Raw genomic sequence first — 21,872 nt, forward strand, 5'->3', positions numbered from 1 at the left:
AGGGGGTGGGGAAAAGGAGGGAATCTCGAACCTTGGACTGGGGAGGTTCAAGGGGGGAGGAGTCCAACTGGGTAGACTGGGGGAGGGTTCCGGTTGGGGAGTAGGTGGAAGGTCAGGGGGGGAGGGGGTTTCCGCTTCGGGAATGGGGGGAATATCTACACTACGGGAGGGTAACTGGGTAATCTTAATCAGGTCTTCGTCGTTAATTTTAGCTTGAGTTTGGGGGGAGTCTTCCTGAAGGGGGAGGAATAAAATCCCACCATGTAGACCCAAGGAAATGAGCAACATGGGTCGCCACAGAAAACGTAACCAGGGGGGGGTGGTGAGTTTAGAGGAGGAGGCAGGAATATCTGTGGCAGCGTTCTCAAACATGGAACAGAAAGGGGGGTTGTCGGCGCTCTCTTGTCTCAGACCTCAAAGAATCTGGAGTTGTTTCCTGTTTTAACATATTTGTTGGAAACTCTGGATATACCATGGAAGGCGGTACAATATTACGTCCTAATCATTTGAGTATTAACAATGGAGTGGCACACAACCGACGCGCAAAGTTTGGCAATTATTGATCAGGAGATTGGTGAACATATTTTCGCCCCGGCAGAGTATGAACTTGTGCGTCGTGTCATCTATGAGACGGCGGATTTTGAGTATAAGTCTTTGATTCGCTTTTCGGAGCGATCGCTGCAAGCGGGAGCGGCGGCTTTGGCTGCCCGGAGTACCATTGTTGTAGATGTCCCGATGGTTCAGGTGGGGATTGCTTTAGCCCTTCAAGAAACCTTCGCCAATCCGGTCTATTGTAGCCTAGAAACCATCACTCGCCCCCAAAAGGAAAAAACCCAAGCGGCTTGGGGAATTCAGACCCTAGCGCGCCGTTATCCCGAGGGAATTTTTGTGATTGGTCAGTCCCAAACGGCTTTAACGGCTTTGGTGGAGTTGATTGAGTCGGAGGAAATTCGCCCGGCTTTGGTGGTTGGTACTCCGTCTGGTTTTGTGGGGGCGGATGTGGCAAAGGAACGGTTACAGGATTCTATGATTCCCAATATTCGCATCAATGGCCGCAAGGGGAGTGCTGTGGTGGCGGTGGCGTTGATCAATGGTTTGGTGGATTTGGCTTGGGAGGCTTATGGAAAGCCGAATCCGGAGTTTTAACAAAATGTTGCTGAATTCCCCTTCCTCGCCAACGGCAGGGTGGGGTAGTTCACGGGTTCTCCCATCCTTGCTCAAAACCTTGCCAATAGCCCACTAAATACCCACTAAGATATTGAGGTAGCCACACCACACTAGAGGGGGGATTCGGTTGATATTCCAGTCCTTGAGTTTGAGCGGACCGACCTTCTTTTAAGCCCATTTGATAACCGCGATTATAGCCATCTTCAAATTCTTCTACCTCATTTGAGGTCAAGTTCGCGTGGTTATAGAATCCATCGTGAAACCCGGCTAAAAATCCGGCTTTATAGCCTGCGATCGCCCTTTGATCTGTTTCTCCTTCTAAAATGTCTCCAATGCCCAGAATCGTGGGATCGTAGTCTAACTGGTGACTCCGGTCTAATTCCCCTTGGTGTAACCCCAAGGTATAGCCGAGATCGTAGCCTTGGGAAAAGGCAGAGTCCGCATAGGTTTGAGCCGGGGGGGAAGACACTTCTATCGTTACGGGACTCAGGGAAACAGCAACTGGATTTAGACACAGGGTTGCGATCGCCAGAAAACACAAAACGTTCATACACACACCCCAGTAGAAGCATTTGGTTGTCTTCATTTTAACCGGACTTTTTCGGTACACTGGAAGATAGGCACTTTCGCGGATTGGCCATTCCCGAAAGCGTCTCGACTGGTGTGGATAGTTTGTTGGAAAACCTTCTAAAGCCATTGCCCCCTATCGTCCAGATTTCTCATGAATAATCCTGCGGTTGCCCTTTACTGCTCGGATGCCAAGTGTCAAGCAGCAAATGACCTGAATCATAAATTTTGTCAAGCTTGTAGTACGCCGTTACTGCGACGGTATTTATGGATGATTGGGGGAGATGTACGAGATGTGGCTCAGGGGACCCTATTAGAAGAGCGTTATCAAGTCTGTCAAGCGCGGATTGTTCTGGATACGAAACCCGCCGAATCGCCTACTCCACCCGAGGATATTCCCGAGGCGATCGCACCTTACCTAAAACTCATCCCCTATCGCCTCCATTTGCCCCAAGTTTACGGCATTATTTCCTTGGCCAATCGACCCACCCCCACCTGGTTATTAGAATACGGCACCCTCCCCAACGCCCCCGACTTCAGCACCGGGCATATTCTCCCCTCCCTCCTACAACAATGGCCCCACGCCACCGCCGTCCGCCAACTCAATTGGCTGTGGCAAATCGCCCAACTGTGGGAACCCCTCGAAAATCAAGGCGTAGTGTCCAGCTTACTCAGTCCCGCCCTAATCAGGGTTCAAGGGCAAATTTTGAAACTGGCCGAACTCCAAGGCGATACTCGCCGTGAGAACCCCGAAATTCCCACCCTGAGCCATCTGGGGCAACTGTGGCTCACTTGGCAACCCCTCGCCTCTCCCCTGATTCGTAAATTTATTCAACAACTGGCTGAAGCCTTACAAAATGGCAAGATTAGCGACTCCCACCAACTGATCTATGTCTTGGATCAGGCGATCGCCCAAGCCACCCAAGCCCGTCAACAGGAACATCACCTCTCCACCGCCACCGATGCCGGCCCCTCCCGTAGTCATAACGAAGATGCCTGTTACCCCCCCCATAACACCCGTCAATCCCTCGCCCAAGGGGAAAATAGCCTCGCCATTGTTTGTGATGGCATCGGCGGTCATGACGGAGGAGAAATCGCCTCCCAATTAGCCATAGAAGCCCTCCAGCAGAGCGTACAACCCCTGTTAGCCGAACCCCCAGCCCAATCCCCCGAAATCATCACCGAACTCCTCGAAACAGCCATTTCCCGCGCCAATGATCTAATCAGCCAACGGAACGACAGCGAACAGCGCCAGATGCGCAAACGCATGGGAACCACCCTCGTCATGACCCTTTCCCATCAACATCAAATGTTTTGCGCCCATGTGGGCGACTCCCGCATTTATTGGATTACCCGTTCCGGTTGTCATCAACTCACCCTTGATGATGATATTGCCTCCCGAGAAGTGCGCTTAGGCTATGCCCTTTATCTCGATGCCGTCTCCTACCCCAACGCCGGAGCCCTAGTCCAAGCATTAGGCATGAGCGCCTCCACCCGTCTTTATCCCAACGTTGGGCGGGTGATCATTGACGAAGACTCCGTTTTCCTGCTGTGTTCCGACGGTTTGAGTGATGATGATCGGGTAGATCAATACTGGGCGACAGAAATTCTGCCCATTTTGACCGAAAAACGGGATCTCAAAACCGTCACCGACCGTTTAATGGAAATTGGTCAAACCAAAAACGGCCACGACAACATCACCATTGCCCTAGTCCATTGTCAAGTTCAAGCCAAACCCGCCACCGGGAGTAACCTGATCACCTTACCCCCCTTACACGAACTTCCCGCCCCCTCCATCTACCACAAGACCCAAACCCCCGCCCCGTTGGACGAACCCACCGAACCCATGTTAAAGCTCAAACCCCGTTTAAACTGGGTACAGCGTTCCCTACTGGCGGGAGGAATTTTACTGGGTTTAGTCCTGGCTCTCGGTTCTCTCTCTTGGTTCATGTTCCCCGAAATGCGGCAACAGGCGGATCGGTTGTTGGGCAATAGTCCCGCCCGTCCCCCGGTAGCTTCCCCTCCCCCAATATCGCCCCCCACTACCCTCCCCCAACCCACCCAATCTATTACCGAAGTCAGCTTAAACCAGTGGGTTGTTTTTGAGCGTTCTGTAGAGCTATATCCCAGCCCAGAGGTGGTGAGCAATCCCCAAACAATCCCCCCCCAGACTCCCTTACAAATCCGTAGTCGTAGCACCCGTGGGGAACAAGTGACTTGGATTCAATTCCGTCATTGTTTACCCTCCCCGAGGGAGGAGGGGATAAACCCGGAGGAAACGACCCCACCCTCCCCCGGAATCACCTCCCCAGATTCCCCGATGCCCCCCAATGAGGGAGAATTAGAAGAAGAGTTCAAGGTGGGTTGGATGCGGGTGGACTTAACAAGGGAGGCTCAAATGCTTCTAGTGACAGTTGTTGCGCCCGTAACTGATTGTCTCCCTGAATAATAACCAACGCCCCTTCTGTTTGTTGATCTCGGGTTTGGGTTGGGAGTTGTTCTGAAGGGCTTTATCACTCCGGAGAGATTCAGCCTGTCCCCCAAACCACTGCGAAAATCCATTGTTAACCCATTGCTTGGAATGTCTGAAGAAACCCCTTGTTTGAGTTTGGCGCTTACCCGTCTCCAAACGGCCGGACACACAAATTATGCGATTTGGGTGATTAAAGCCCCGGTTCCCGATGGCTATGTTCACCACGACTCTGAGTGGCCGCCGGAGTTAACCCGGCAATGGTTGGCTTGGCAACAAATGTTTTCTTTAGCGATGGGGCCTCATTTGCCTGTGATTCATGACAATGTGGATCTGGAGGTGGGATTTTTATTGGAGGAGTGGTCGGGAACGCCTCAGAATATTGGCGGGCGGTTGATGCAGGATTTGGGGATTAGTTTGTGGCAGTGGTTATTTGCTGGGGCGATTGGTAAGACGTTGATGCAGAGTCAGGGGGTGGCCATTGGACAAGGGAAGGCGTTGCGTCTCCGGTTGGATATTCGGGATCCCAATTTAATTCCTCTGCCTTGGGAGATTATGCAGCCGGGAGCGGGGAAACAAGCGATTTCGTTGAATCAACAGTTATTGTTTAGTCGCACGACGAGCGATGTGGATCCTTTGAGTATTCAAGGGACTCAAGATCGGCTACAAATTTTGTTAGTTTTAGGGGAAAGTTCTTATCCTTCTCAAGATACTTTGGATTTAGATGCCGAGGCGGCTACGTTGTCGCGGTTTATTGAACAACGGACGGGACAGGCGAAGTATGAGCGATCGCATTATCCTGTCCCGACCTATGTCACCCCCCTCCTCCAACCCACTCGCGGTCAATTGATTGAAGCCCTAGAACGCAGTCGTTACAATGTGTTTTTCTACGCGGGACATGGGACTCCCGCACCGGATGGGGGGTTACTCTACCTACGTCAGGATGCCACGATTAACGGTACGGAATTAGCCCAGATTTTAGTCCGCAATCAAGTAACCTTGGCGTTATTTAATGCCTGTTGGGGGGCGCAACCGGATCAAGTGGACGAGCAAACAATTCCCCGCAGTAGTTTGGCTGAGGTGTTGATTCATCATGGGGTGCCTGCGGTGTTGGCTATGCGGGATTCTATTGCCGATCAAGAGGCGTTAAGTTTTATTCAGGCTTTTACTGAGGCTCTCTCGGAACGGATGCCCATTGATCAGGCTGTTGCGATCGCCCGTCAACAACTCCTCACTCTCTACAAGTTTAACCAACCCGCTTGGACTTTACCCATTCTCTATATGCACCCGGAGTTTAACGGTGAATTGGTGCAGGTTTTAGGGGAAGGAATTACCGAACTCCCCACCATTCTCCCCGGGACTTCTGTCACTCTACCCCAGGCCAATTTGCGATCGCTCCAAGATCATCACCGCGTGTGGCCAGTGCAGGGGGGATTAATACGCATTGGCCGTCATCCTACCAATGATGTGGTCATTCAAGAGCGTTGGGTCAGTCAAGAACACGCCGAAATTTTCTATCGGGAAACCTTTACCACCTCTGGCAATGGCCCTAATTACTTCCTCCGGGACTTTTCTCGCTATGGCACCCTGATCCAGGATAGCCAAGGGTGGCGCACGGTCCACCGTCAAGAAATCCCCCTCCCCTCCGGCACCCAAATTAAACTCGGCAGTAGTCAAGGTCAGATTCTCGAATTTGTCGTTGAGGGGTGATTAGACTCTCAAGGTCAGGTAATCCAGGAATCGGGAGTCGGGAGCAGGGGAGCAGGGGAGCAGGGGAGCAGGGGAGCAGGGGAGTCGGGTGTAATGTCATTGACTAACTTTGACTAACTTTAGCCAGAAACCGGGTTGCATTCATTGTCTAGTTTTCTCGATACACCCTAGCAAAAACCCGGTTTCTCATGTCAATTATCAATTATCAATTATCAATTCCCACTAAACCATCCACTCAGAAGCTCGTTCCCCTAAATCTAGGGGGATGCTCACCGCTTTCCCTAAACGGGGACGCTCTCGACTATTCTCAATAGTCTGCTTGACCTGTTCTACTACACCCCAGCCATTGAGATACTGGGCGATCGCATTTAAATGTTCCTCATACTCCAGTGCCGAGAGGGGAAAGGAAGCCTGTTCCAGATACTTCCACATCACCTGAACATATATCTTGCCCTTAATTCGCCGAATTTGAACATCGTAGGAACAGCCCCACTTGGCCTGTAAGAGTTGCTGGAGTTCTTGTCCGGTCATCGCGATCGCCTCATCTACTGCACAATCTTTTGATCTTCAGGTTATCCCCTGTGAATGCCCCTTTTCTGTAATAATTTAATACAAAGAGTTGTAACGCTTTTTAAACAGCGAACCCCTATTCAACTCCTAATACGCTTGCTCGCTGAGTTTGGTTTAGCATAACTTGGCAGGATTCTGAGAAAGTCTTCAGGATTCTTTACATTCTTTACAAAAGTATAAACTCTAGCGTTTAGTTATGACACAGATTCCCGCTTCCGATGTCCCTAGCATGGGTCGCCGCCAATTCATGAACCTGCTGGCTTTCGGCACGATCACCGGAACCGCATTAGGCGCTTTATATCCCATTGTTAAATATTTTATTCCTCCCTCCAGTGGTGCAGCCGGGGGTGGAGTCACCGCCAAAGATGCCCTAGGGAATAACGTGAAAGTTAGCGAATTTTTAGCCGAACACAAACCCGGCGATCGCACCCTGACCCAAGGCCTCAAAGGAGATCCCACCTACCTCATCGTCCAAGAAGATGCTACCCTGGCCTCCTACGGCTTAAACGCCATCTGTACCCACCTCGGTTGTGTCGTACCTTGGAACGCCAGCGCCAACAAATTCATGTGTCCCTGTCACGGCTCCCAGTACAATGCAGAAGGCAAAGTCGTCCGAGGCCCCGCGCCCCTGTCCTTAGCCTTAGCCCATGCCACAGTCACCGACGAGGACACAGTAGAATATACCCCCTGGACAGAAACCGATTTCCGCACCAACGAAAATCCTTGGTGGGCATAAATCCCCAGACCTTGCCATATCAATTTGAGAGCTTTTGATGTAGAGATGAGAACACCCTCCTTTTTAAACTTGCTGCGCATGAGTCAGCAGGTTGCCGTAAAACTGACCATCTTAGTCGTGGCAACCGTTGCAGTCTTCTTGACCAGTGATCTAATTGCCCCCCAAAGTGCGGGCGCTTATCCCTTCTGGGCGCAAGAAACCGCCCCGGAAACCCCCCGCGAAGCCACCGGGCGAATCGTGTGCGCCAACTGCCACCTCGCCGAAAAACCCGCAGAAGTGGAACTTCCCATGTCCGTTGCACCGGACACCGTATTTGAAGCCGTCGTTAAAATTCCCTACGACCTAAACAGCCAACAAGTCCTAGGAGACGGTTCCCAAGGCGGTTTAAACGTCGGAGCGGTATTAATGCTGCCCGAAGGCTTCAAAATCGCCCCCCCCGACCGGATTCCTGAAGAAATGCAGGAAAAAGTGGGCGGTCTTTACTTCCAATCCTACACCGCCGATCAAGAGAACGTCGTCATCGTCGGGCCTTTACCCGGGGAACAATACCAAGAGATCACCTTCCCCGTCCTTTCTCCTGACCCCAAAACTGATAAAAACCTGCACTTCGGGAAATATCCCGTTCACTTGGGTGCAAACCGTGGTCGCGGTCAACTGTACCCCACAGGAGCCAAGAGCAATAATAACGTCTTTACTGCTCCTGTGGCTGGCACTATTAGCGACATTACCGAAGAGGCAGGCGTTGGCGCAACGGTGACAATTACCGCCGCCGACGGCAAAACCGTTGTCGAAAACATTCCCGTTGGGCCTGAATTAATTGTAACCGCAGGTCAAACCGTTGAAGCAGGTCAAGAGTTAACCACTAATCCTAATGTGGGTGGTTTTGGTCAAGAAGATTCAGAAATTGTCCTACAAGATCCCGCCCGGATTAAATGGTTATTACTCTTCTTTGTGGGTATTGCCTTAAGTCAAATGTTCCTCGCCCTGAAGAAGAAACAAATCGAACGAGTCCAAGCGGCAGAAATGAACATCTAATCGATTTTTTAGATTTTCCCCTAGGGTTTAAACATTGTTGAATGGCAACTGTTTAAGCCCTTTTTTTGTGGGTTATTTTTTGACCTGTTGAAATAGATGGAATCCCCGTCCCTTGTAGGGCGGGGAGTTGTCAATGGGATGGTAGAATCTTCCTGAGAATAGTTGACATCTACCTCCGAGTAATATTCACTCAATTACCCATGAATGATTGATTATTGGTCAATGCAAAAAACAAAATCATTTAACTTTAAAAGTATGTGGCTAACAAAAACCTTTAGCATCAAAGGTTCTGTTTTTCAGGGAGTTTGGAAACGATCCCTACTTTGTGGGTTATTTGGTCTGCTGGTTTCTTTCCTGTACTCGAATCAATGGCCGGTTTCTGAACCGATTTTAGGCGGTATCATTCCCAGTATTGTTTTAGGTTTACTGCTTGTTTTTAGAACGAATACCGCTTATGAGCGATTTTGGGAAGGTCGAAAACTTTGGGGCAGCACTGTCAATACAATTCGCAATTTAGCTTGGCAATTGTCTGTCAGCCTTAAGGAAGTTGAACCGGGGGATCGCGATCGCAAAATTCAAGCCTTACACTTACTATCTGCCTTTGCGATCGCCAAAAAACGCCATCTGCGTTATGAAGCACCTAATGAAGAGTTAAAACCTTGGGTTTCCCCCTCTCAATACCAAGTTTTGCAAAATACTGACAATATGCCCCTCAAAATTACCCACTGGTTAGGGGATTATTTACAGCAAGAATACAATCGAGGTCTTTTAACAGTAAACCAACTGGCTAGTATTCATAGTCTTATGACTCGTTTAATGGATAATGTGGGCGGGTGCGAACGGATTTTAAAGACACCCATTCCCCCAGCTTACGTCATTCATCTCAATCAACTGATTCTCCTCTACTGCCTACTGTTGCCCTTTCAGGTAGTCCAAGAACTAGGTTTTTCTACAGGGATTTTTGTTGCTATCATCAGTTTTGCGTTGTTTGGCATTGAGGAAATTGGGGTAGAAATCGAAAATCCCTTTGGTTATGACCCCAATGATTTACCCTTAGATAAAATTTGCGATACGATTATCCAGAATATTGAGGAATTTACTCACTCTAACTCCGAGGAAGTCCCCAAACCAGTTGATTAAAAAAATTTTTAAGGGGCAATATTTTCAACCGTCGCTACCCTCTCGAAAAACAGAGGCAAGAGGGCAGAGGGAAGAAAAGAGAGAATTTTCCTCTATCCTGTATCCTCAATAAGGGAACAGGGGACTGACAATTGATAATTGACAATTATTCCTGATTCCCGCAAATCCCCTGCTCCCCTGCTCCCCTGCTCCCCCTTTCCCCTATTCCCTATGACTCACCCTCTCTATATCGCCTTTATCTGGCATCAACATCAACCCTTTTATCGCCCTTGTTCTAGCCGCAAAAATTATGTTGTCCCTTCAGTGCGACAACACGCCACCAAAGACTATTTAGACCTGATTTTACATCTAGAAGCCTATCCCCAACTCCATCAAACCATTAACCTTACCCCTTCTCTCATTTTGCAACTAGAGGCCTATATTAACGGCGAGGCCAAGGATGAAGATTTAGCCTTTTCCCTCAGTGATGAACACTATTTTAGCGAAGTAGATCAGCGCTATGTGTTGGCCAATTTTTTCCGAGGTTATGCCCCCCATATTATCGCCCCCCATGCCCGCTATCAGGAGCTATACGACCAATGGCAAACGGAGGGGGAAGATTGGTGTTTAACCCATTGGCAGACCCAAGATTATGGGGATCTGATGGCCTGGCATGATTTAGCTTGGATTGATCCCCTGTTTTGGGATGATCCAGAGATAGCGCACTGGTTTAAACAGGGGCGGAATTTTACGTTAGGCGATCGCGAGGCCATTTGGCAAAAACAACGGCAAATCATGAGCCAAATCCTGCCCAAACACCGCCAAATGCAGGAACAGGGACAGTTAGAGATTATCACCTCTCCCTATGCTCACCCCCTATTACCCCTACTGGCTGATACCAACGCCGCACAAGTGACACAGCCTGATCTGACCTTGCCTTCCCCGGCCTTTCAGTGGTCCCAAGATATAGAGCGACATTTAAGGAAAGCTGGGACAATTTACGGCGATCGCTTTGGTCATCCTCCTTTAGGATTATGGCCCTCAGAACAGGCCGTCAGTCCTGCCATATTACCCCCCATCGCCCAACAGGGCTTTCAGTGGCTCTGCTCCGATGAAGCTGTGTTAGGTTGGACTTTGAACCACTTTTTCCACCGAGATGACCAAGGTCGCCTCACTGACCCAGAACTGTTGTATCGTCCCTACCGAATTACAACCCCCCAAGGGGACTTAGCAATGGTGTTTCGGGATCATACACTCTCCGATCGGATTGGCTTTGATTATGGCCGAATGTCCCCAGAAACCGCAGCGCGGGACTTAATCCAACGATTAGAGGCCATAGCACAACAACAGCAAAACCAGTCTAGCCCAGACCCTTGGCTAGTCACCATCGCCCTAGACGGGGAAAACTGTTGGGAATATTACCCCCAAGATGGCGGCCCCTTCCTCAACCATCTTTACGCCCAATTAAGCCACCATCCCCAGTTAAAATTAGTTACCGTCAGCGAATTTCTCCAACAATTCCCCCCCACCGTCACCCTCCCGGCCGAACAACTGCACAGTGGCTCCTGGGTTGATGGCAACTTTACCACTTGGATCGGCCACCCCGCCAAAAATCGCGCTTGGGAATTACTCCAAGCTGCCCGCCAAACCCTGGCCAATCACCCCGAAGCCACCCCAGAAACCCATCCAGAGGCTTGGGAGGCCCTCGACGCGGCCGAGGGTTCCGATTGGTTTTGGTGGCTCGGTAAAGGCAACGCCGCCCCCTATGAAGAACTATTTGAGCAAGTTTTTCTCGACCATCTCCGCGCTATTTATCAGGCACTCAATGAACCCATGTTGTTAGATTAGAATCCACCTCAAAAGTGGGGAACAGGCAGAACGGAAATTAATCAGTGAAAAGTAAAAGGTTGTCTATGGTTGGTTTTTTAGCGAGTGTTTTTGTGAGTCAAGGTCGAAAAGCCGGGGGCGTAGTTGCCCTGTTTAGCGTCATTTTCGGGGCAGTTGACCCTGTTTGGGGGAATCCTTCATCTCCCCCCCTCCAAACCCTTGGAAACGCATCAAAACAGTGGATCACACAAGCATCCGCCCCCCCATCCACCCCCTTGGACATTGAGCCAGAGATTTTAGATGAAAGTCCGGTGTTGCAACGGTGGTCTGAAGAAATCCCCGATGTCCTCCACGATATCCGCCATGATCCCAGCTTTAAAACCCGTGTGCGTCTGGGTTATAGTCAGTTTCCCTCTACCCATCATCGCAGTGGGTGGACCATTGGGGTGGAGGATGTGTTTCTGGGCAAAACAGGGCTAACCGTTAGTGCAGAGTATCAAGGAACCTTTAAAGGCGATCGCACCACTTGGGGGGGAGATTTGCGTTATTATGTTCTCCCCTTGGGCAGTCGGGTAAATATTGCCCCAGTTTTAGGCTATCGCAACATCACCACGGGAGCGTATCAAACCGATGGGATCAATGTAGGAGCAAAACTGAAATTAATTCCCTCCCGCACCGGGGCGGCCGATCTTTCCTTAACTCAAACCTTTGTCTCTCCCGGCAGTAGCGATGAAGTAGGCATTACTACCCTTTCCGTCGGTTATGCCATCACCCCCCAATTGCGCATCTCAACGGATTTGCAAAAGCAGAATTCCGTGGCAAAAAAAGATAGTCGAGTGGGGATTATTTTAGAGTGGATGCCTTGACTTGACACTCCCATCGCTAAAAGCGAGGGATTCTTGGTTCAACGAGTTTCCTTAACTTGGCAGGACGTATCCAACCAAGCCAGAGGGAATCTCTCCCCAAGCGTGAGTTCCGGTATGCCCTACCGTACTTAGTCCCTTTTTCAAAATATTGATAGCGGCGTTAATATCTCTATCTTCTACATAACCACAATGGGGACAAACATGGGTTCTTGTCCATAGAGATTTAAATATCTTTTCTCCACAATTAGAACAATTCTGACTGGTATTATGGGGCGGTACTGCTGCCGTAGCCTTACCATATTTAAAGCCAAAATACTCTAACCCTTGTCGAAAAGTTGACCAAGCCGCATCATTGATAGATTTAGCTAGTTTCGAGTTTTTTACCAGTCCTTTAACATTTAAGTCTTCGTAGGCGATAAAATCGTTAGATTTAATGACGTGCAATGCCTCTCTCTGGACAAAGCCTTTACGTTGTCTACTTACTCTTAAATGCTTTAAGGCATCTCTCTTCCTAGCTTTTTTGTAGTTGTTTGATTGGGGTTGACCTTTCTTCTTACAATTGTCATAGAAACGAGAAATAGCAGACCATGCCCTTTCTGCCGATGCTTGTCTAGCTGTAGAGTTAAGGTCATCAGCGAACTTAAATTCTTTGGCTAAAACCGCACAATACTTATTGAGAGAATATTTATCTATTTTATCCTCTGGTTTAGCATCCATCCAAAGTCTTAAAGCTTTGTTTCTGATGAATTGAACTGTGCGAAAGGGGGTTTGGGGGGAACGGTCAAATCGACTGAAAAACACAGGTTTTTCAAGCACCAAATCGTTCTAATAACTCCTCACGGGATAAGGTTAAAAGCAGAGGGATAAATTCTTGAGAGGGGAGGGAGATGATGGAGTCCATAATAGTTCTCAGTTGAGGGTCAATGGAGTTAAAACGGGTTTGTAATAAGCTCTCTACTGTTGCCCGTCGTTCTTGCTGAGTTCCTTGTTCTAAACCCCGTTCCAGACCCTGTTCCAGACCTCGTTCCAGACCCTGTTCAACTCCTCGTTGAGTCGCTTCTTCAAGTCTTTGTAAATACACTGGGGATAACTGCATAATTAGCTCCTCCTCCTCTGTCTCTAACGGTTCATCTTGCGCCCGACGCATTTCTAATTGAGCTAACAGGTTATACACCAATTCTAAGGTATTTTCTCGGTGAGGATGGTCTGATGGCATTCTCTGTAATTCCTCTAGGGCCTGTTGTTGCACTCTTCCCCTCCCTAATATTCTTAACCATAGGGTTTCTGGGGTCACAGGTAACTGATGAATCACAATGATTCCCGTGTGCAGGGTGAAGGGCAATTGATAAATCCCTGATGTCCCATTTTCCTCTAGGGCGGCACAATCTTCTAGGATGGCACTGGAGGCTGTGGGGGTTAATATCCACAAGTAAGGTAGTTCGTTTTCTGGTAAAGAACGATTGTCTCGTAAGAGTCCTTCCTGAATGGTGAAGAGTTTATTGATGCAACTGCGGATGTTTTGCCGGGTCACGGGATTACGGAAGGGTTCAAATAAAGCTGAATGATTGACTAAGTTTCCTAACAGACCGAGATGGTGGGGAATGGTGGAAGTCCGGGGAATAAACCAAACATCGACATAACGGATTTCTGAGGAAATGGGATGTTCGGTCTGGACTTCTCCGAGGGGGGAGAGGAGTTCTGTTAAGTAGTTTTTGGCGAAGTCGTCGTGGGGGAAACGAGTCACAGAGTTAGGTGGGGATGGACGGGTCTAGGCTCATTGTACCCCCTAGGGCTTCGATGAGAACGATATTAATGCCTGAAAAATAGAGGTGTTTCAGGCATTAAATCGTTCTAATAACTCCTCACGGGATAAGGTTAAAAGCAGAGGGATAAATTCTTGAGAGGGGAGGGAGATGATGGAGTCAATAATAGTTCTCAGTTGAGGGTCAATGGAGTTAAAACGGGTTTGTAATAAGCTCTCTACTGTTGCCCGTCGTTCTTGCTGAGTTCCTTGCTCTAGACCTCGTTCCAGACCCTGTTCCAGACCTCGTTCCAGACCCTGTTCAATCCCTCGTTCCAGACCCTGTTCCAGACCTCGTTCCAGACCCTGTTCAACTCCTCGTTGAGTCGCTTCTTCAAGTCTTTGTAAATATACTGGGGATAACTGCATAATTAGCTCCTCCTCCTCTGTCTCTAACGGTTCATCTTGCGCCCGACGCATTTCTAATTGAGCTAACAGGTTATACACCAATTCTAAGGTATTTTCTCGGTGAGGATGGTCTGATGGCATTCTCTGTAATTCCTCTAGGGCCTGTTGTTGCACTCTTCCCCTCCCTAATATTCTTAACCATAGGGTTTCTGGGGTCACAGGTAACTGATGAATCACAATGATTCCCGTGTGCAGGGTGAAGGGCAATTGATAAATCCCTGATGTCCCATTTTCCTCTAGGGCGGCACAATCTTCTAGGATGGCACTGGAGGCTGTGGGGGTTAATATCCACAAGTAAGGTAGTTCGTTTTCTGGTAAAGAACGATTGTCTCGTAAGAGTCCTTCCTGAATGGTGAAGAGTTTATTGATGCAACTGCGGATGTTTTGCCGGGTCACGGGATTACGGAAGGGTTCAAATAAAGCTGAATGATTGACTAAGTTTCCTAACAGACCGAGATGGTGGGGAATGGTGGAAGTCCGGGGAATAAACCAAACATCGACATAACGGATTTCTGAGGAAATGGGATGTTCGGTCTGGACTTCTCCGAGGGGGGAGAGGAGTTCTGTTAAGTAGTTTTTGGCGAAGTCGTCGTGGGGGAAACGGGTCACAGAGTTAGGTGGGGATGGACTGGTCTAGGCTCATTGTAATGATTTGGGTTCTACTTCTCAAATCAGGACAAGATAGAACTAGGGTTTGCTGGTCGAGATTCATCACACACCGAAATGTTTTTGTTGGTGCATAGTGTTTACGGTGTGGGGCTTTTCTTGACTGACATTTAAGTTAAATTCCTGTTCCCTCGTCCTCCCAAGACCAGCGATAAACTCCCTCATATTGATTCACTGTTTCTGAGGTGACGATATCAATGGGAACTTCAATTAATGGGGGGACGGTTTTTCCTTGGTGGAGGTCGATTAAAACTTTTACTCCTTGTTCTCCTTCCTGATAAGGATCTTGCTGGACTACACCCAGCACAAAACCTTCTTTTAACCCTTGAATGGCGGCAGGACTGAGATCCCAGCCAACAATTACGGTTCGATCTGTTTGACGTTGAAAACGGACTTGGGCGATCGCACTAATTAAGGCGGGTTCTCCTGTGGCAAAAATAGCATCAAGTTTAGGAAAATTGGCTAACAGTTCTTCGGCTGCTTGTTTGGCGATCGCCTTTTCATTGTTCCCATTCACCACAGCGACGATTTGATGCTGATTGCCCGTTACTCGCTCGATAAAGGCCTGTTGACGCTGGTTTTGAATCCAAGACTCAAAAGCACCGATCACGCCAATTTGAGCCGCTGTTAGACCCTGTTCTCTCGCCCAGTGATTAAAAAATCCCGCGATTTGACGGCTTCCCCCAATATTATCCACCCCAATCTGAACGATGACTCCCGGATGTTCTAGAATCCCATCTACTGCAATGACGGGAATATCTGCTAGTTGTGCTGATGTAATGGCTTCTTGGAGTAACTCTGATTCAATGGAGACTACAATAATCCCATCCACTTGATTGGTCACAAATTCTTGAATATAATCTCGTTGCAGTTGGGGATCTCCGTTCGGATTTTTGATGAGCAACTCAATATTATTATCCTGTGCTGCTTGTTTAGCACCTTCAAGCATTTGATTGAAAAATAAAGCTTGTAAATTATTGGTCACTAAACCGATCCTGAGCGTTGGGGAGGCAGTTCCCGTCCACTGGTTCAGGGTTTGACAACAAACTAAGCCAATAACAACAAAAAACAGTAGAATAGTTCGAGTCGTCCGTTTCATGGTCTTCCACGAGTTAGGAATGGGGAGGGCGCGATCGCTCCATTGGCATTATTGAGCTTGCATTCTTTTTGTTACATATCATGAATCCAAAATCTTTAATCTTGATCGGTTTTCTGCTCTTCACTCTTCCCCTACCCCTTCAATCCTGTAAAGCACCCCTTGAGTCAACCGATGAGTCTAACTCTTTAGAAGAGGGCTTTGATCTCATGCAGAGTGAGACGTTGGGAGGATGGTTAAAGGTCGGTTTACCCGCTTCCGCTATTGTAGACCAACTGGGCGACCCCCCCCAAAAAGGTGAGGCGGTTTTCTGGGGAGCTATTGGTACCTATGTCCAACAATGGGACTATCCGAGTCAGGGCATTAATCTACAAATGGAGTCGGAAGAATCGGATGGAGAGCAAAGAGTTTTACACTTAACTTTATCGTCTCCTAGTAATTTGAAAACCCGTCAAAATATCGGCATTGGCAGTTTTCGGACTGAGGTAGAACAAGCTTATCAAGAGTATGGACAAGTTACTCCAGACAATCCCAATACTTTTATTGCTGGAACGGTTTATGGGGGGATTATTTTTGAGTTTGAAGATGATCAAGTGACCCATATTTTTATTGGTGCGGCGGCGGAATAGTGAGCAGAGAAGCGGAGAGGAGACTGGTACAACCGGAATCGAGGGAATAGACACTGTAGAGTAATTTATTGATTCTCAATGTTTTGCTGGGTACCTTTAGCGCATGACTGTTCGATCTTCCTTCATCTCTCATATCCCCTCTCAAGGGATGTTGTCTTGGCATAAACTGCTGTGGCTGGGTTCTTTGGTATTTTTAGCTAGTTGTCAGTTGAATGTCCAAATCCCTCCCCTAGATAGTGGCGATCGCGCTCAATTTTTCCTCAAAACGGTTGCTAAAGGGCAAGAAGGCTACTACAAAGCCAATGGAGAGTTTGCCACCTCCCTCGAAAAACTCTCCCTCAATCTGAAACTAGACACCCCCGACTATCGTTATGATCTCGTCTCCTATGGAGAACCTGCCGAAAGTTTAATTATGACGGCAACAGCGAAAGAGGAAGGCCTCGAAAGTTATGCCGGAGTTATTTATATCCAACAGAATGAAAGTGAAGTTAACGCGGTGGTAAATTTGTGTAAAACTAGCACTCCCTCGAAGACTCCCCCCCAACTCTCTCCCCAGCCCCAACCCGGTCAAGAGTTAAAATGTCCTGATGGATCGGTGTCTGTAAATTGAACCAAAATAGCGGTTCTGATGCGGGTGAAAAGAGACTAGAGATGATGAATTAAAACATTGCCCCATTGTTTTTCTAAATATTCGGCAACTAAGCGACGGTGACAGTGATGGGGTTCTGGTTCGCTACAGAGCAAACAGGCATGATTAAGCAACTCTGGGGTTACTTTTTGCTCAATTTTACGCTTTTTAATGAGAGCATTAAATTGAGTTTCGTAGGTGTCCCAGTCTCCTTTCTGCTTTTTGTATTGATCTAATATATCTTGGGTTGGGGCAAGGTCTACAATATGAGTATATTCGATATTGCCAATGGTTTTTAGGAAATATTCAAGGTCTTTTCTTTTGGCAAATCCAGCGAGTTGGGAGACATTATTTAAGCGGGTATCTATTATTCGCTGAACTCCGGCTTTTTGTAAGGTAGTAAAAAATTGTTCGGCTGTTTTTTTCGTAAATCCAATAGTATATAAATTAAGCTGTTTCATGTTAAATCAAGCAAGTTCTGGGTCAATATAAGCAATTTTATCCCCTTGTTTCTCATAGGCTTCTTGTAAACATTGCTCCCGGTCGGGGGGGGCTTGCATTGTGTCAAAAAGGGAGAGTTGTTGGGGTTGGTTTGGGGGGGGAAATAAGGAGGTAAAGCCTTGGGTTTGCAGGAGGCGGTTTTCTAGGTCAAGGTGAGATTCTAACTCGCCGTTGGCTAAGATGTGTTCTATGTTGAGATGGGGGGTTAATTGTTTCATCTGCCGACAAACGAGGATGGTTCTATGGCAGGTGATGGGGTCTTTTTCGGCGCAAAGGAGACTAATTCTATAGGTCTGTAATCCGGTTTGTAAGCGTTGGAGTCCTTGCTGAAAAAGTTCGGTTTGAGCGATGCGTTGATAGAGGGCTTTTCCGTTATTGTAACAGCTTAGGTCTTTGGGTCTTGCTCCGAGTTCTTGACCGAGGAAAACGTAGTGTAAGTGATGGGATTTTAGGGCGGTTTTTAGTTCGTTTTGGTTGAAGTGGGGAAGATAGCGACTGTAGGGGTGCGATCGCACATCCGCGACGGCCTGAATCTGATGGTGTTGGAGTAGTCCGATTAAGGTTTCTAAACTGTGGTTTGAGTGTCCTAGGGTATACAGGGTTTCCATGATGGTCTAGGGAAAATCCGCAATCTATTATACGGACTTCTGATGTCTGAGCCAAAAAAGTCCCACCCTCTCAGGAGAGGATGGGAAAACTGCGAAAGTTAATTAACCCGATTGTTTTAGAGAGATTTTGCTGTCTGGTAGGAGTGACTAAACTTAGGAGTCTACGCGCACCCGCACCGCGTAAGCGTCGAGACTGTAGGCCGGGGTGCGATCGCCATAGTCGGTGTCACGACCTGTAAAGGATTTGGCTAAGGTATCAAAGGCGCTAGAGTTCCAATTCCGTTGGTGGATGGGTTTGCTTTGTTCTCCTCGGAAGTACGCTTGAGTCCCTAAGACTGCTGCCGCGACCCAACCCACGATTAAGACTGCTAATAAAATTGCCATATTATTTGACCTCCGGTTAGAGCTTTATGTACTTTTGTTAACTTATCTGTAAACAAATGTAACAATTTTTAACAAAAGTGTCAAGGGTATGGGTCAAGTTCCTGTTTTTTCCCCCAGATGCTGGAATAGCAGGACTTCATCTTGAGAGAAGGTCAGGGTAAGATGGGGGTCATTTTGGCAGTATTGCCGCAAACGGGCGATCGCATCGGGAGAGGATCCAAAGTCAGGATGACGTTGATCCAGTAAAATCGCGTCGAATTGACTCACCTGTTGGGGGGTTAATTCTTCCCGTGGGAGTTGGATGAGAGGACGATGGGTGAGGTGGGGAACAATGCCAGAGGGGGCGATTACAGAGGCATGAGGGGGGATGAGTGCGATCGCCTGACGGTTGGCCTCCCAAGTGTCAATCTTCCTTAAATATACGCTGCCAAAGTAGCTGTACTTAGCTAAACACAAGAATCCTAGGACTGACCAGACTAAAATAAATTTACGACTTTTGACCCACAGTTGATCTTGAGACAAGGCCAAAATTAAGGTCAACAGGAGGAAGGGGAAGAGGGGGACTGAATACTGTTGAACTAAATTGCGTTGATTAAAATTATCTGAGAGTAAATTAATCGCCAAGGTGGGGAGAGTGGCTACAAGGGGGGAGAGATTCGGCCATCGTATCCCCCAGAAGACGGGGACAAACAACAGCAGGAAGTATTCTAAACTGCTGAGGGAGAGTAGATGACCCCAGACTAGGTGAGGTTTTAGGAAGACATTCAAAGCAATTTCTAGGACAGAATCCCCTAAGTAACTGTAGCGCCCCACGGCTGCCGCTTCCATGCCGCTAAATTGAGGAATAATCCATTGCGTCGTGGCTAAAAACCAAGCTATCCCCCCACTTATAGCCAAAATGCCATAGAGGGGGCGTTTTTCAAGGCACAGCGCCCAAAATCCCAGCGCGGCAACGGTGAGGGAAAGCACCGCTTTACAACTGAGGATGACCAGTAAACAGAAGATAAAGCCTAGGATATCGCGCCATCGGGGTTGATGACGTGATTCTCCTGCCGAGATACGATGCGATCGCACAATCCCAATCGCTCCCAATAAAGCGGGAAAGGCCAAAACTTCCGGATGGAAATCATATAGATTGACATTGAAGACAAGGGGATATAAATAATAAACTCCCACCATTAACCAACTATCTGGTTTTGCAAGTCCCTCCCGTCGTGCCAACTGCCACACCAATCCCCCACTCCCGGCCAAAGCGAGCGCCTGTACCCCCAACAGCCAATACACGGAAGGATAGACCTTATAAAATAAGGCCAGGGGGTAGAGAATCACAGCCACATGATCCCCCAATAGGTGATAATCTCCCGCAAAGGACACCACAGGGGGAAGTCCCACACTCACGAGATACACTAACTGATCAAACCATCCCAAATCGTAAGCATTGGACTGGAAAAGAAGATGACGAATTACACTACAAGCGAAAAAAAGGAAGAAACTCCCCCCCATTACTCCCCAGAGAATAGGCTGTTGTGTTGGTTTATCTTTCATCAGAATTTAAAATCGTTAATCTACTTTCCGTAATTATCATGACCATTTTTTCAGCTTCTGTGTGGTTTAAATTTCAAAAATGGCTACAGACTCCACAAGGTAACGATTTTAGCTTAATCTTTCTCACGGGAGCGATCGCCTTTCTCACCTTTTTATCTCCCGATAAAATTAACGTCGGGGATGGGTTTGGCTGGGATGGAAGTCGTTATGCAGAACTCGCTCAAAACTTTTATCAAAGATTTGCTCAAGGGATTGATAATTATTATATCAGTCGCATTCTGCCATCCTTCCTCATCTTCCATACCTTACAATTTTTCAGGCTAGAACATAGCAACAGCAATATTATTCACAGCTTTGGGCTTTTAAACGCTTTACTAATTACTCTAAGTATGTATTTTTGGTGCTTAATCGCCCAACAATTACAAATTAGTTCACAGGGAAAATGGATCGGCTTTATTGCCTTTATCTTGAACTGTTTTATTTTAAAAATAACCCCCTACTATCCCGTTTTAACCGACGTTGCGGCTTATTCTATTAGCATGGCGATGTTTTACGCTTATCTAAGCCGCAGAACCTTCCTCCTGATGGGCTTAATTGCTATCGGTACATTTAGCTGGTCAAACTTATATTATTTTGGAGCAACTTTGCTCCTCTTTCCTGCCCCAGAAACCCCTAATTATAAGCTTCCCACTACCGCAAAATCCGCCCTTTTAACCGCAGGAGCTTTAACCCTTGCAGCAGTCGTTTATATGGTCATATTAGCCCACTCTGGGCGAGAAATTCGAGCAGAATGGCAGATTGCTCCCCTACTCCATTCAACCGTTTATTTAAGCATTGCACTGTCCGCTAGTTATTTATTTTTTGGGCTATTTTATTTATTAAAAAGTTCGAGCTTTTTTAACCTAAAAAGTTGGTTCAGTCCCTTTAACTACATTACCCTTGCAGGTAAAGTTTCCTTTTTATTTTTTTTAAATACACTTGCTCAATCCTTAGTTACAGAACCGGGCAATACTTTATCCTTTGGCTTACTCCTAGAATTTGTCGTCTGGACAAGTATCATCCAACCCGCTACTTTTTTTGTTTCTCATGTCATGTACTTTGGTTTAATTGTCTGGTTTCTCGTCTTTTATTGGTCTAAAATTACTCAACTGATTAATCAACAGGGTTTAGGGCTAAGTTTATGTGTGTTTATTGGCATTATTCTAAGTCTAGCCAGTGAATCTCGCTATTTGGTTAATATCATTCCTCTCGTCTTTCCCTTTGCCATTAAAATATTAGACCAACAACAATGGACGATCAAGCAAATGGTCGGATTTTTCTTAGCGTCTTTGCTCTTTTCTAAAGTCTGGCTAACCATTGGAGAACTATCAGGAGATTATGGGGAATTTCCTATGCAGCGTTATTTTATGAATGTCGGGCCTTGGATGTATCATCCGATGTATATTGCTCAAGGGGTTGCTGTTGCTTTAGCGGGGGTGGGATTGTATTATTTTTATGTTAGTAAATCAAGCCACCATACGCCTTAATGCAATACTTTTA

At 47.5% G+C, this 21,872-nt stretch carries 20 protein-coding genes and 2 pseudogenes; 11 read left to right on the forward strand and 11 right to left on the reverse strand.

All coding sequences use genetic code 11. The features are described 5' to 3' along the window. A pseudogene (locus K4A83_RS09820) lies at positions 1-372 on the reverse strand (hypothetical protein); the annotation flags it as partial. Between the two features lie 147 nt (positions 373-519). On the opposite strand from K4A83_RS09820, the gene K4A83_RS09825 reads away from it, so the two are divergent. Beyond that, a complete protein-coding gene (locus tag K4A83_RS09825; RefSeq protein ID WP_265264328.1) occupies positions 520-1,146 on the forward strand; it encodes a precorrin-8X methylmutase in 627 nt (208 codons plus the stop codon). A 49-nt stretch (positions 1,147-1,195) separates the two neighbouring features. Here K4A83_RS09825 and K4A83_RS09830 read toward each other — a convergent pair whose 3' ends face one another. Beyond that, positions 1,196-1,717 carry a hypothetical protein gene (locus K4A83_RS09830; protein WP_265264329.1) on the reverse strand — a complete coding sequence of 174 codons (522 nt, stop codon included), beginning with the start codon at positions 1,715-1,717 and terminating at the stop codon, positions 1,196-1,198. Positions 1,718-1,888: 171 nt separating this feature from the next. Between K4A83_RS09830 and K4A83_RS09835 the strand changes: the two genes are divergently transcribed. Further along, positions 1,889-4,183: a PP2C family protein-serine/threonine phosphatase gene (locus tag K4A83_RS09835; protein WP_265264330.1), complete on the forward strand. Its 2,295-nt coding sequence runs from the start codon at positions 1,889-1,891 to the stop codon at positions 4,181-4,183. Between the two features lie 132 nt (positions 4,184-4,315). Further along, a complete protein-coding gene (locus tag K4A83_RS09840) occupies positions 4,316-5,914 on the forward strand; it encodes a CHAT domain-containing protein (RefSeq protein ID WP_265264331.1) in 1,599 nt (532 codons plus the stop codon). Between the two features lie 222 nt (positions 5,915-6,136). On the opposite strand, the gene K4A83_RS09845 is transcribed toward K4A83_RS09840, so the two are convergent. Then, entirely contained in the window at positions 6,137-6,445 is a 309-nt protein-coding gene (locus K4A83_RS09845; protein WP_265264332.1) for a DUF3067 family protein, read from the reverse strand. A 235-nt stretch (positions 6,446-6,680) separates the two neighbouring features. Between K4A83_RS09845 and petC the strand changes: the two genes are divergently transcribed. The 5 genes and pseudogenes from petC (at position 6,681) to K4A83_RS09870 (ending at position 12,067) form a co-directional block, all read left to right on the forward strand. Beyond that, the gene (petC, locus tag K4A83_RS09850) at positions 6,681-7,220 is read left to right on the forward strand and encodes a cytochrome b6-f complex iron-sulfur subunit (RefSeq protein ID WP_265264333.1); all 540 of its coding nucleotides are present in this window, start codon (positions 6,681-6,683) and stop codon (positions 7,218-7,220) included. Between the two features lie 45 nt (positions 7,221-7,265). Continuing rightward, positions 7,266-8,255, forward strand: a complete 990-nt coding sequence (gene petA / locus K4A83_RS09855; RefSeq protein WP_407809987.1) for a cytochrome f — start codon at positions 7,266-7,268, stop codon at positions 8,253-8,255. Positions 8,256-8,510: 255 nt separating this feature from the next. Then, entirely contained in the window at positions 8,511-9,395 is an 885-nt protein-coding gene (locus tag K4A83_RS09860) for a bestrophin family protein (RefSeq protein WP_265264335.1), read from the forward strand. Between the two features lie 210 nt (positions 9,396-9,605). Continuing rightward, a pseudogene (locus K4A83_RS09865) lies at positions 9,606-11,210 on the forward strand (glycoside hydrolase); the annotation flags it as partial. A 77-nt stretch (positions 11,211-11,287) separates the two neighbouring features. Beyond that, on the forward strand, positions 11,288-12,067 hold the full coding sequence (locus tag K4A83_RS09870; protein ID WP_265264337.1) for a hypothetical protein: 780 nt from the start codon (positions 11,288-11,290) through the stop codon (positions 12,065-12,067). Between the two features lie 51 nt (positions 12,068-12,118). On the opposite strand, the gene K4A83_RS09875 is transcribed toward K4A83_RS09870, so the two are convergent. The 4 genes from K4A83_RS09875 to K4A83_RS09890 all read right to left on the reverse strand — a co-directional run bounded on the left by K4A83_RS09875 (position 12,119) and on the right by K4A83_RS09890 (position 16,041). After that, the gene (locus tag K4A83_RS09875) at positions 12,119-12,886 is read right to left on the reverse strand and encodes an RNA-guided endonuclease InsQ/TnpB family protein (protein WP_407809988.1); all 768 of its coding nucleotides are present in this window, start codon (positions 12,884-12,886) and stop codon (positions 12,119-12,121) included. Next, positions 12,876-13,811, reverse strand: coding sequence for an RpnC/YadD family protein (locus K4A83_RS09880; protein ID WP_265264338.1), 936 nt, complete (start codon positions 13,809-13,811; stop codon positions 12,876-12,878). Before K4A83_RS09880 ends, K4A83_RS09875 begins: the two co-directional genes overlap by 11 nt. A gap of 90 nt (positions 13,812-13,901) precedes the next feature. Next, complete coding sequence (locus K4A83_RS09885) at positions 13,902-14,885, reverse strand: FliH/SctL family protein (protein ID WP_265264339.1); 984 nt, start codon at positions 14,883-14,885, stop codon at positions 13,902-13,904. Positions 14,886-15,057: 172 nt separating this feature from the next. Further along, the gene (locus K4A83_RS09890; RefSeq protein ID WP_265264340.1) at positions 15,058-16,041 is read right to left on the reverse strand and encodes a substrate-binding domain-containing protein; all 984 of its coding nucleotides are present in this window, start codon (positions 16,039-16,041) and stop codon (positions 15,058-15,060) included. Positions 16,042-16,121: 80 nt separating this feature from the next. On the opposite strand from K4A83_RS09890, the gene K4A83_RS09895 reads away from it, so the two are divergent. Then, positions 16,122-16,667: a hypothetical protein gene (locus K4A83_RS09895; RefSeq protein ID WP_265264341.1), complete on the forward strand. Its 546-nt coding sequence runs from the start codon at positions 16,122-16,124 to the stop codon at positions 16,665-16,667. 103 nt (positions 16,668-16,770) lie between these two features. Next, entirely contained in the window at positions 16,771-17,277 is a 507-nt protein-coding gene (locus K4A83_RS09900; protein ID WP_265264342.1) for a type IV pilin-like G/H family protein, read from the forward strand. A 35-nt stretch (positions 17,278-17,312) separates the two neighbouring features. On the opposite strand, the gene K4A83_RS09905 is transcribed toward K4A83_RS09900, so the two are convergent. The 4 genes from K4A83_RS09905 to K4A83_RS09920 all read right to left on the reverse strand — a co-directional run bounded on the left by K4A83_RS09905 (position 17,313) and on the right by K4A83_RS09920 (position 20,333). After that, positions 17,313-17,756, reverse strand: coding sequence for a DUF488 domain-containing protein (locus K4A83_RS09905; RefSeq protein ID WP_265264343.1), 444 nt, complete (start codon positions 17,754-17,756; stop codon positions 17,313-17,315). A 6-nt stretch (positions 17,757-17,762) separates the two neighbouring features. Further along, positions 17,763-18,404: a DUF488 domain-containing protein gene (locus K4A83_RS09910; RefSeq protein WP_265264344.1), complete on the reverse strand. Its 642-nt coding sequence runs from the start codon at positions 18,402-18,404 to the stop codon at positions 17,763-17,765. Between the two features lie 153 nt (positions 18,405-18,557). Further along, positions 18,558-18,788: a photosystem II protein, Psb35-related gene (locus K4A83_RS09915; protein WP_017307126.1), complete on the reverse strand. Its 231-nt coding sequence runs from the start codon at positions 18,786-18,788 to the stop codon at positions 18,558-18,560. A gap of 93 nt (positions 18,789-18,881) precedes the next feature. Next, positions 18,882-20,333 carry a DUF2079 domain-containing protein gene (locus tag K4A83_RS09920; RefSeq protein ID WP_265264346.1) on the reverse strand — a complete coding sequence of 484 codons (1,452 nt, stop codon included), beginning with the start codon at positions 20,331-20,333 and terminating at the stop codon, positions 18,882-18,884. 38 nt (positions 20,334-20,371) lie between these two features. On the opposite strand from K4A83_RS09920, the gene K4A83_RS09925 reads away from it, so the two are divergent. Further along, entirely contained in the window at positions 20,372-21,859 is a 1,488-nt protein-coding gene (locus K4A83_RS09925; RefSeq protein WP_265264347.1) for a hypothetical protein, read from the forward strand. Positions 21,860-21,872 lie beyond the last annotated feature (13 nt).

This window comes from Spirulina subsalsa FACHB-351 (assembly GCF_026130165.1).
Lineage (GTDB): Bacteria > Cyanobacteriota > Cyanobacteriia > Cyanobacteriales > Spirulinaceae > Spirulina_A > Spirulina_A subsalsa_A.

Bases quoted from the DNA above. Each gene is read 5' to 3' on its own strand.
- petC (WP_265264333.1), top strand. From the start codon at position 6,681: ATGACACAGATTCCCGCTTCCGATGTCCCTAGCATGGGTCGCCGCCAA.
- K4A83_RS09920 (WP_265264346.1), bottom strand. From the start codon at position 20,333: ATGAAAGATAAACCAACACAACAGCCTATTCTCTGGGGAGTAATGGGG.
- petA (WP_407809987.1), top strand. From the start codon at position 7,266: ATGAGAACACCCTCCTTTTTAAACTTGCTGCGCATGAGTCAGCAGGTT.
- K4A83_RS09900 (WP_265264342.1), top strand. From the start codon at position 16,771: ATGACTGTTCGATCTTCCTTCATCTCTCATATCCCCTCTCAAGGGATG.
- K4A83_RS09840 (WP_265264331.1), top strand. From the start codon at position 4,316: ATGTCTGAAGAAACCCCTTGTTTGAGTTTGGCGCTTACCCGTCTCCAA.
- K4A83_RS09905 (WP_265264343.1), bottom strand. From the start codon at position 17,756: ATGAAACAGCTTAATTTATATACTATTGGATTTACGAAAAAAACAGCC.
- K4A83_RS09915 (WP_017307126.1), bottom strand. From the start codon at position 18,788: ATGGCAATTTTATTAGCAGTCTTAATCGTGGGTTGGGTCGCGGCAGCA.
- K4A83_RS09895 (WP_265264341.1), top strand. From the start codon at position 16,122: ATGAATCCAAAATCTTTAATCTTGATCGGTTTTCTGCTCTTCACTCTT.
- K4A83_RS09925 (WP_265264347.1), top strand. From the start codon at position 20,372: ATGACCATTTTTTCAGCTTCTGTGTGGTTTAAATTTCAAAAATGGCTA.
- K4A83_RS09845 (WP_265264332.1), bottom strand. From the start codon at position 6,445: ATGACCGGACAAGAACTCCAGCAACTCTTACAGGCCAAGTGGGGCTGT.
- K4A83_RS09830 (WP_265264329.1), bottom strand. From the start codon at position 1,717: ATGAACGTTTTGTGTTTTCTGGCGATCGCAACCCTGTGTCTAAATCCA.
- K4A83_RS09835 (WP_265264330.1), top strand. From the start codon at position 1,889: ATGAATAATCCTGCGGTTGCCCTTTACTGCTCGGATGCCAAGTGTCAA.
- K4A83_RS09890 (WP_265264340.1), bottom strand. From the start codon at position 16,041: ATGAAACGGACGACTCGAACTATTCTACTGTTTTTTGTTGTTATTGGC.
- K4A83_RS09825 (WP_265264328.1), top strand. From the start codon at position 520: ATGGAGTGGCACACAACCGACGCGCAAAGTTTGGCAATTATTGATCAG.
- K4A83_RS09910 (WP_265264344.1), bottom strand. From the start codon at position 18,404: ATGGAAACCCTGTATACCCTAGGACACTCAAACCACAGTTTAGAAACC.
- K4A83_RS09860 (WP_265264335.1), top strand. From the start codon at position 8,511: ATGTGGCTAACAAAAACCTTTAGCATCAAAGGTTCTGTTTTTCAGGGA.
- K4A83_RS09870 (WP_265264337.1), top strand. From the start codon at position 11,288: ATGGTTGGTTTTTTAGCGAGTGTTTTTGTGAGTCAAGGTCGAAAAGCC.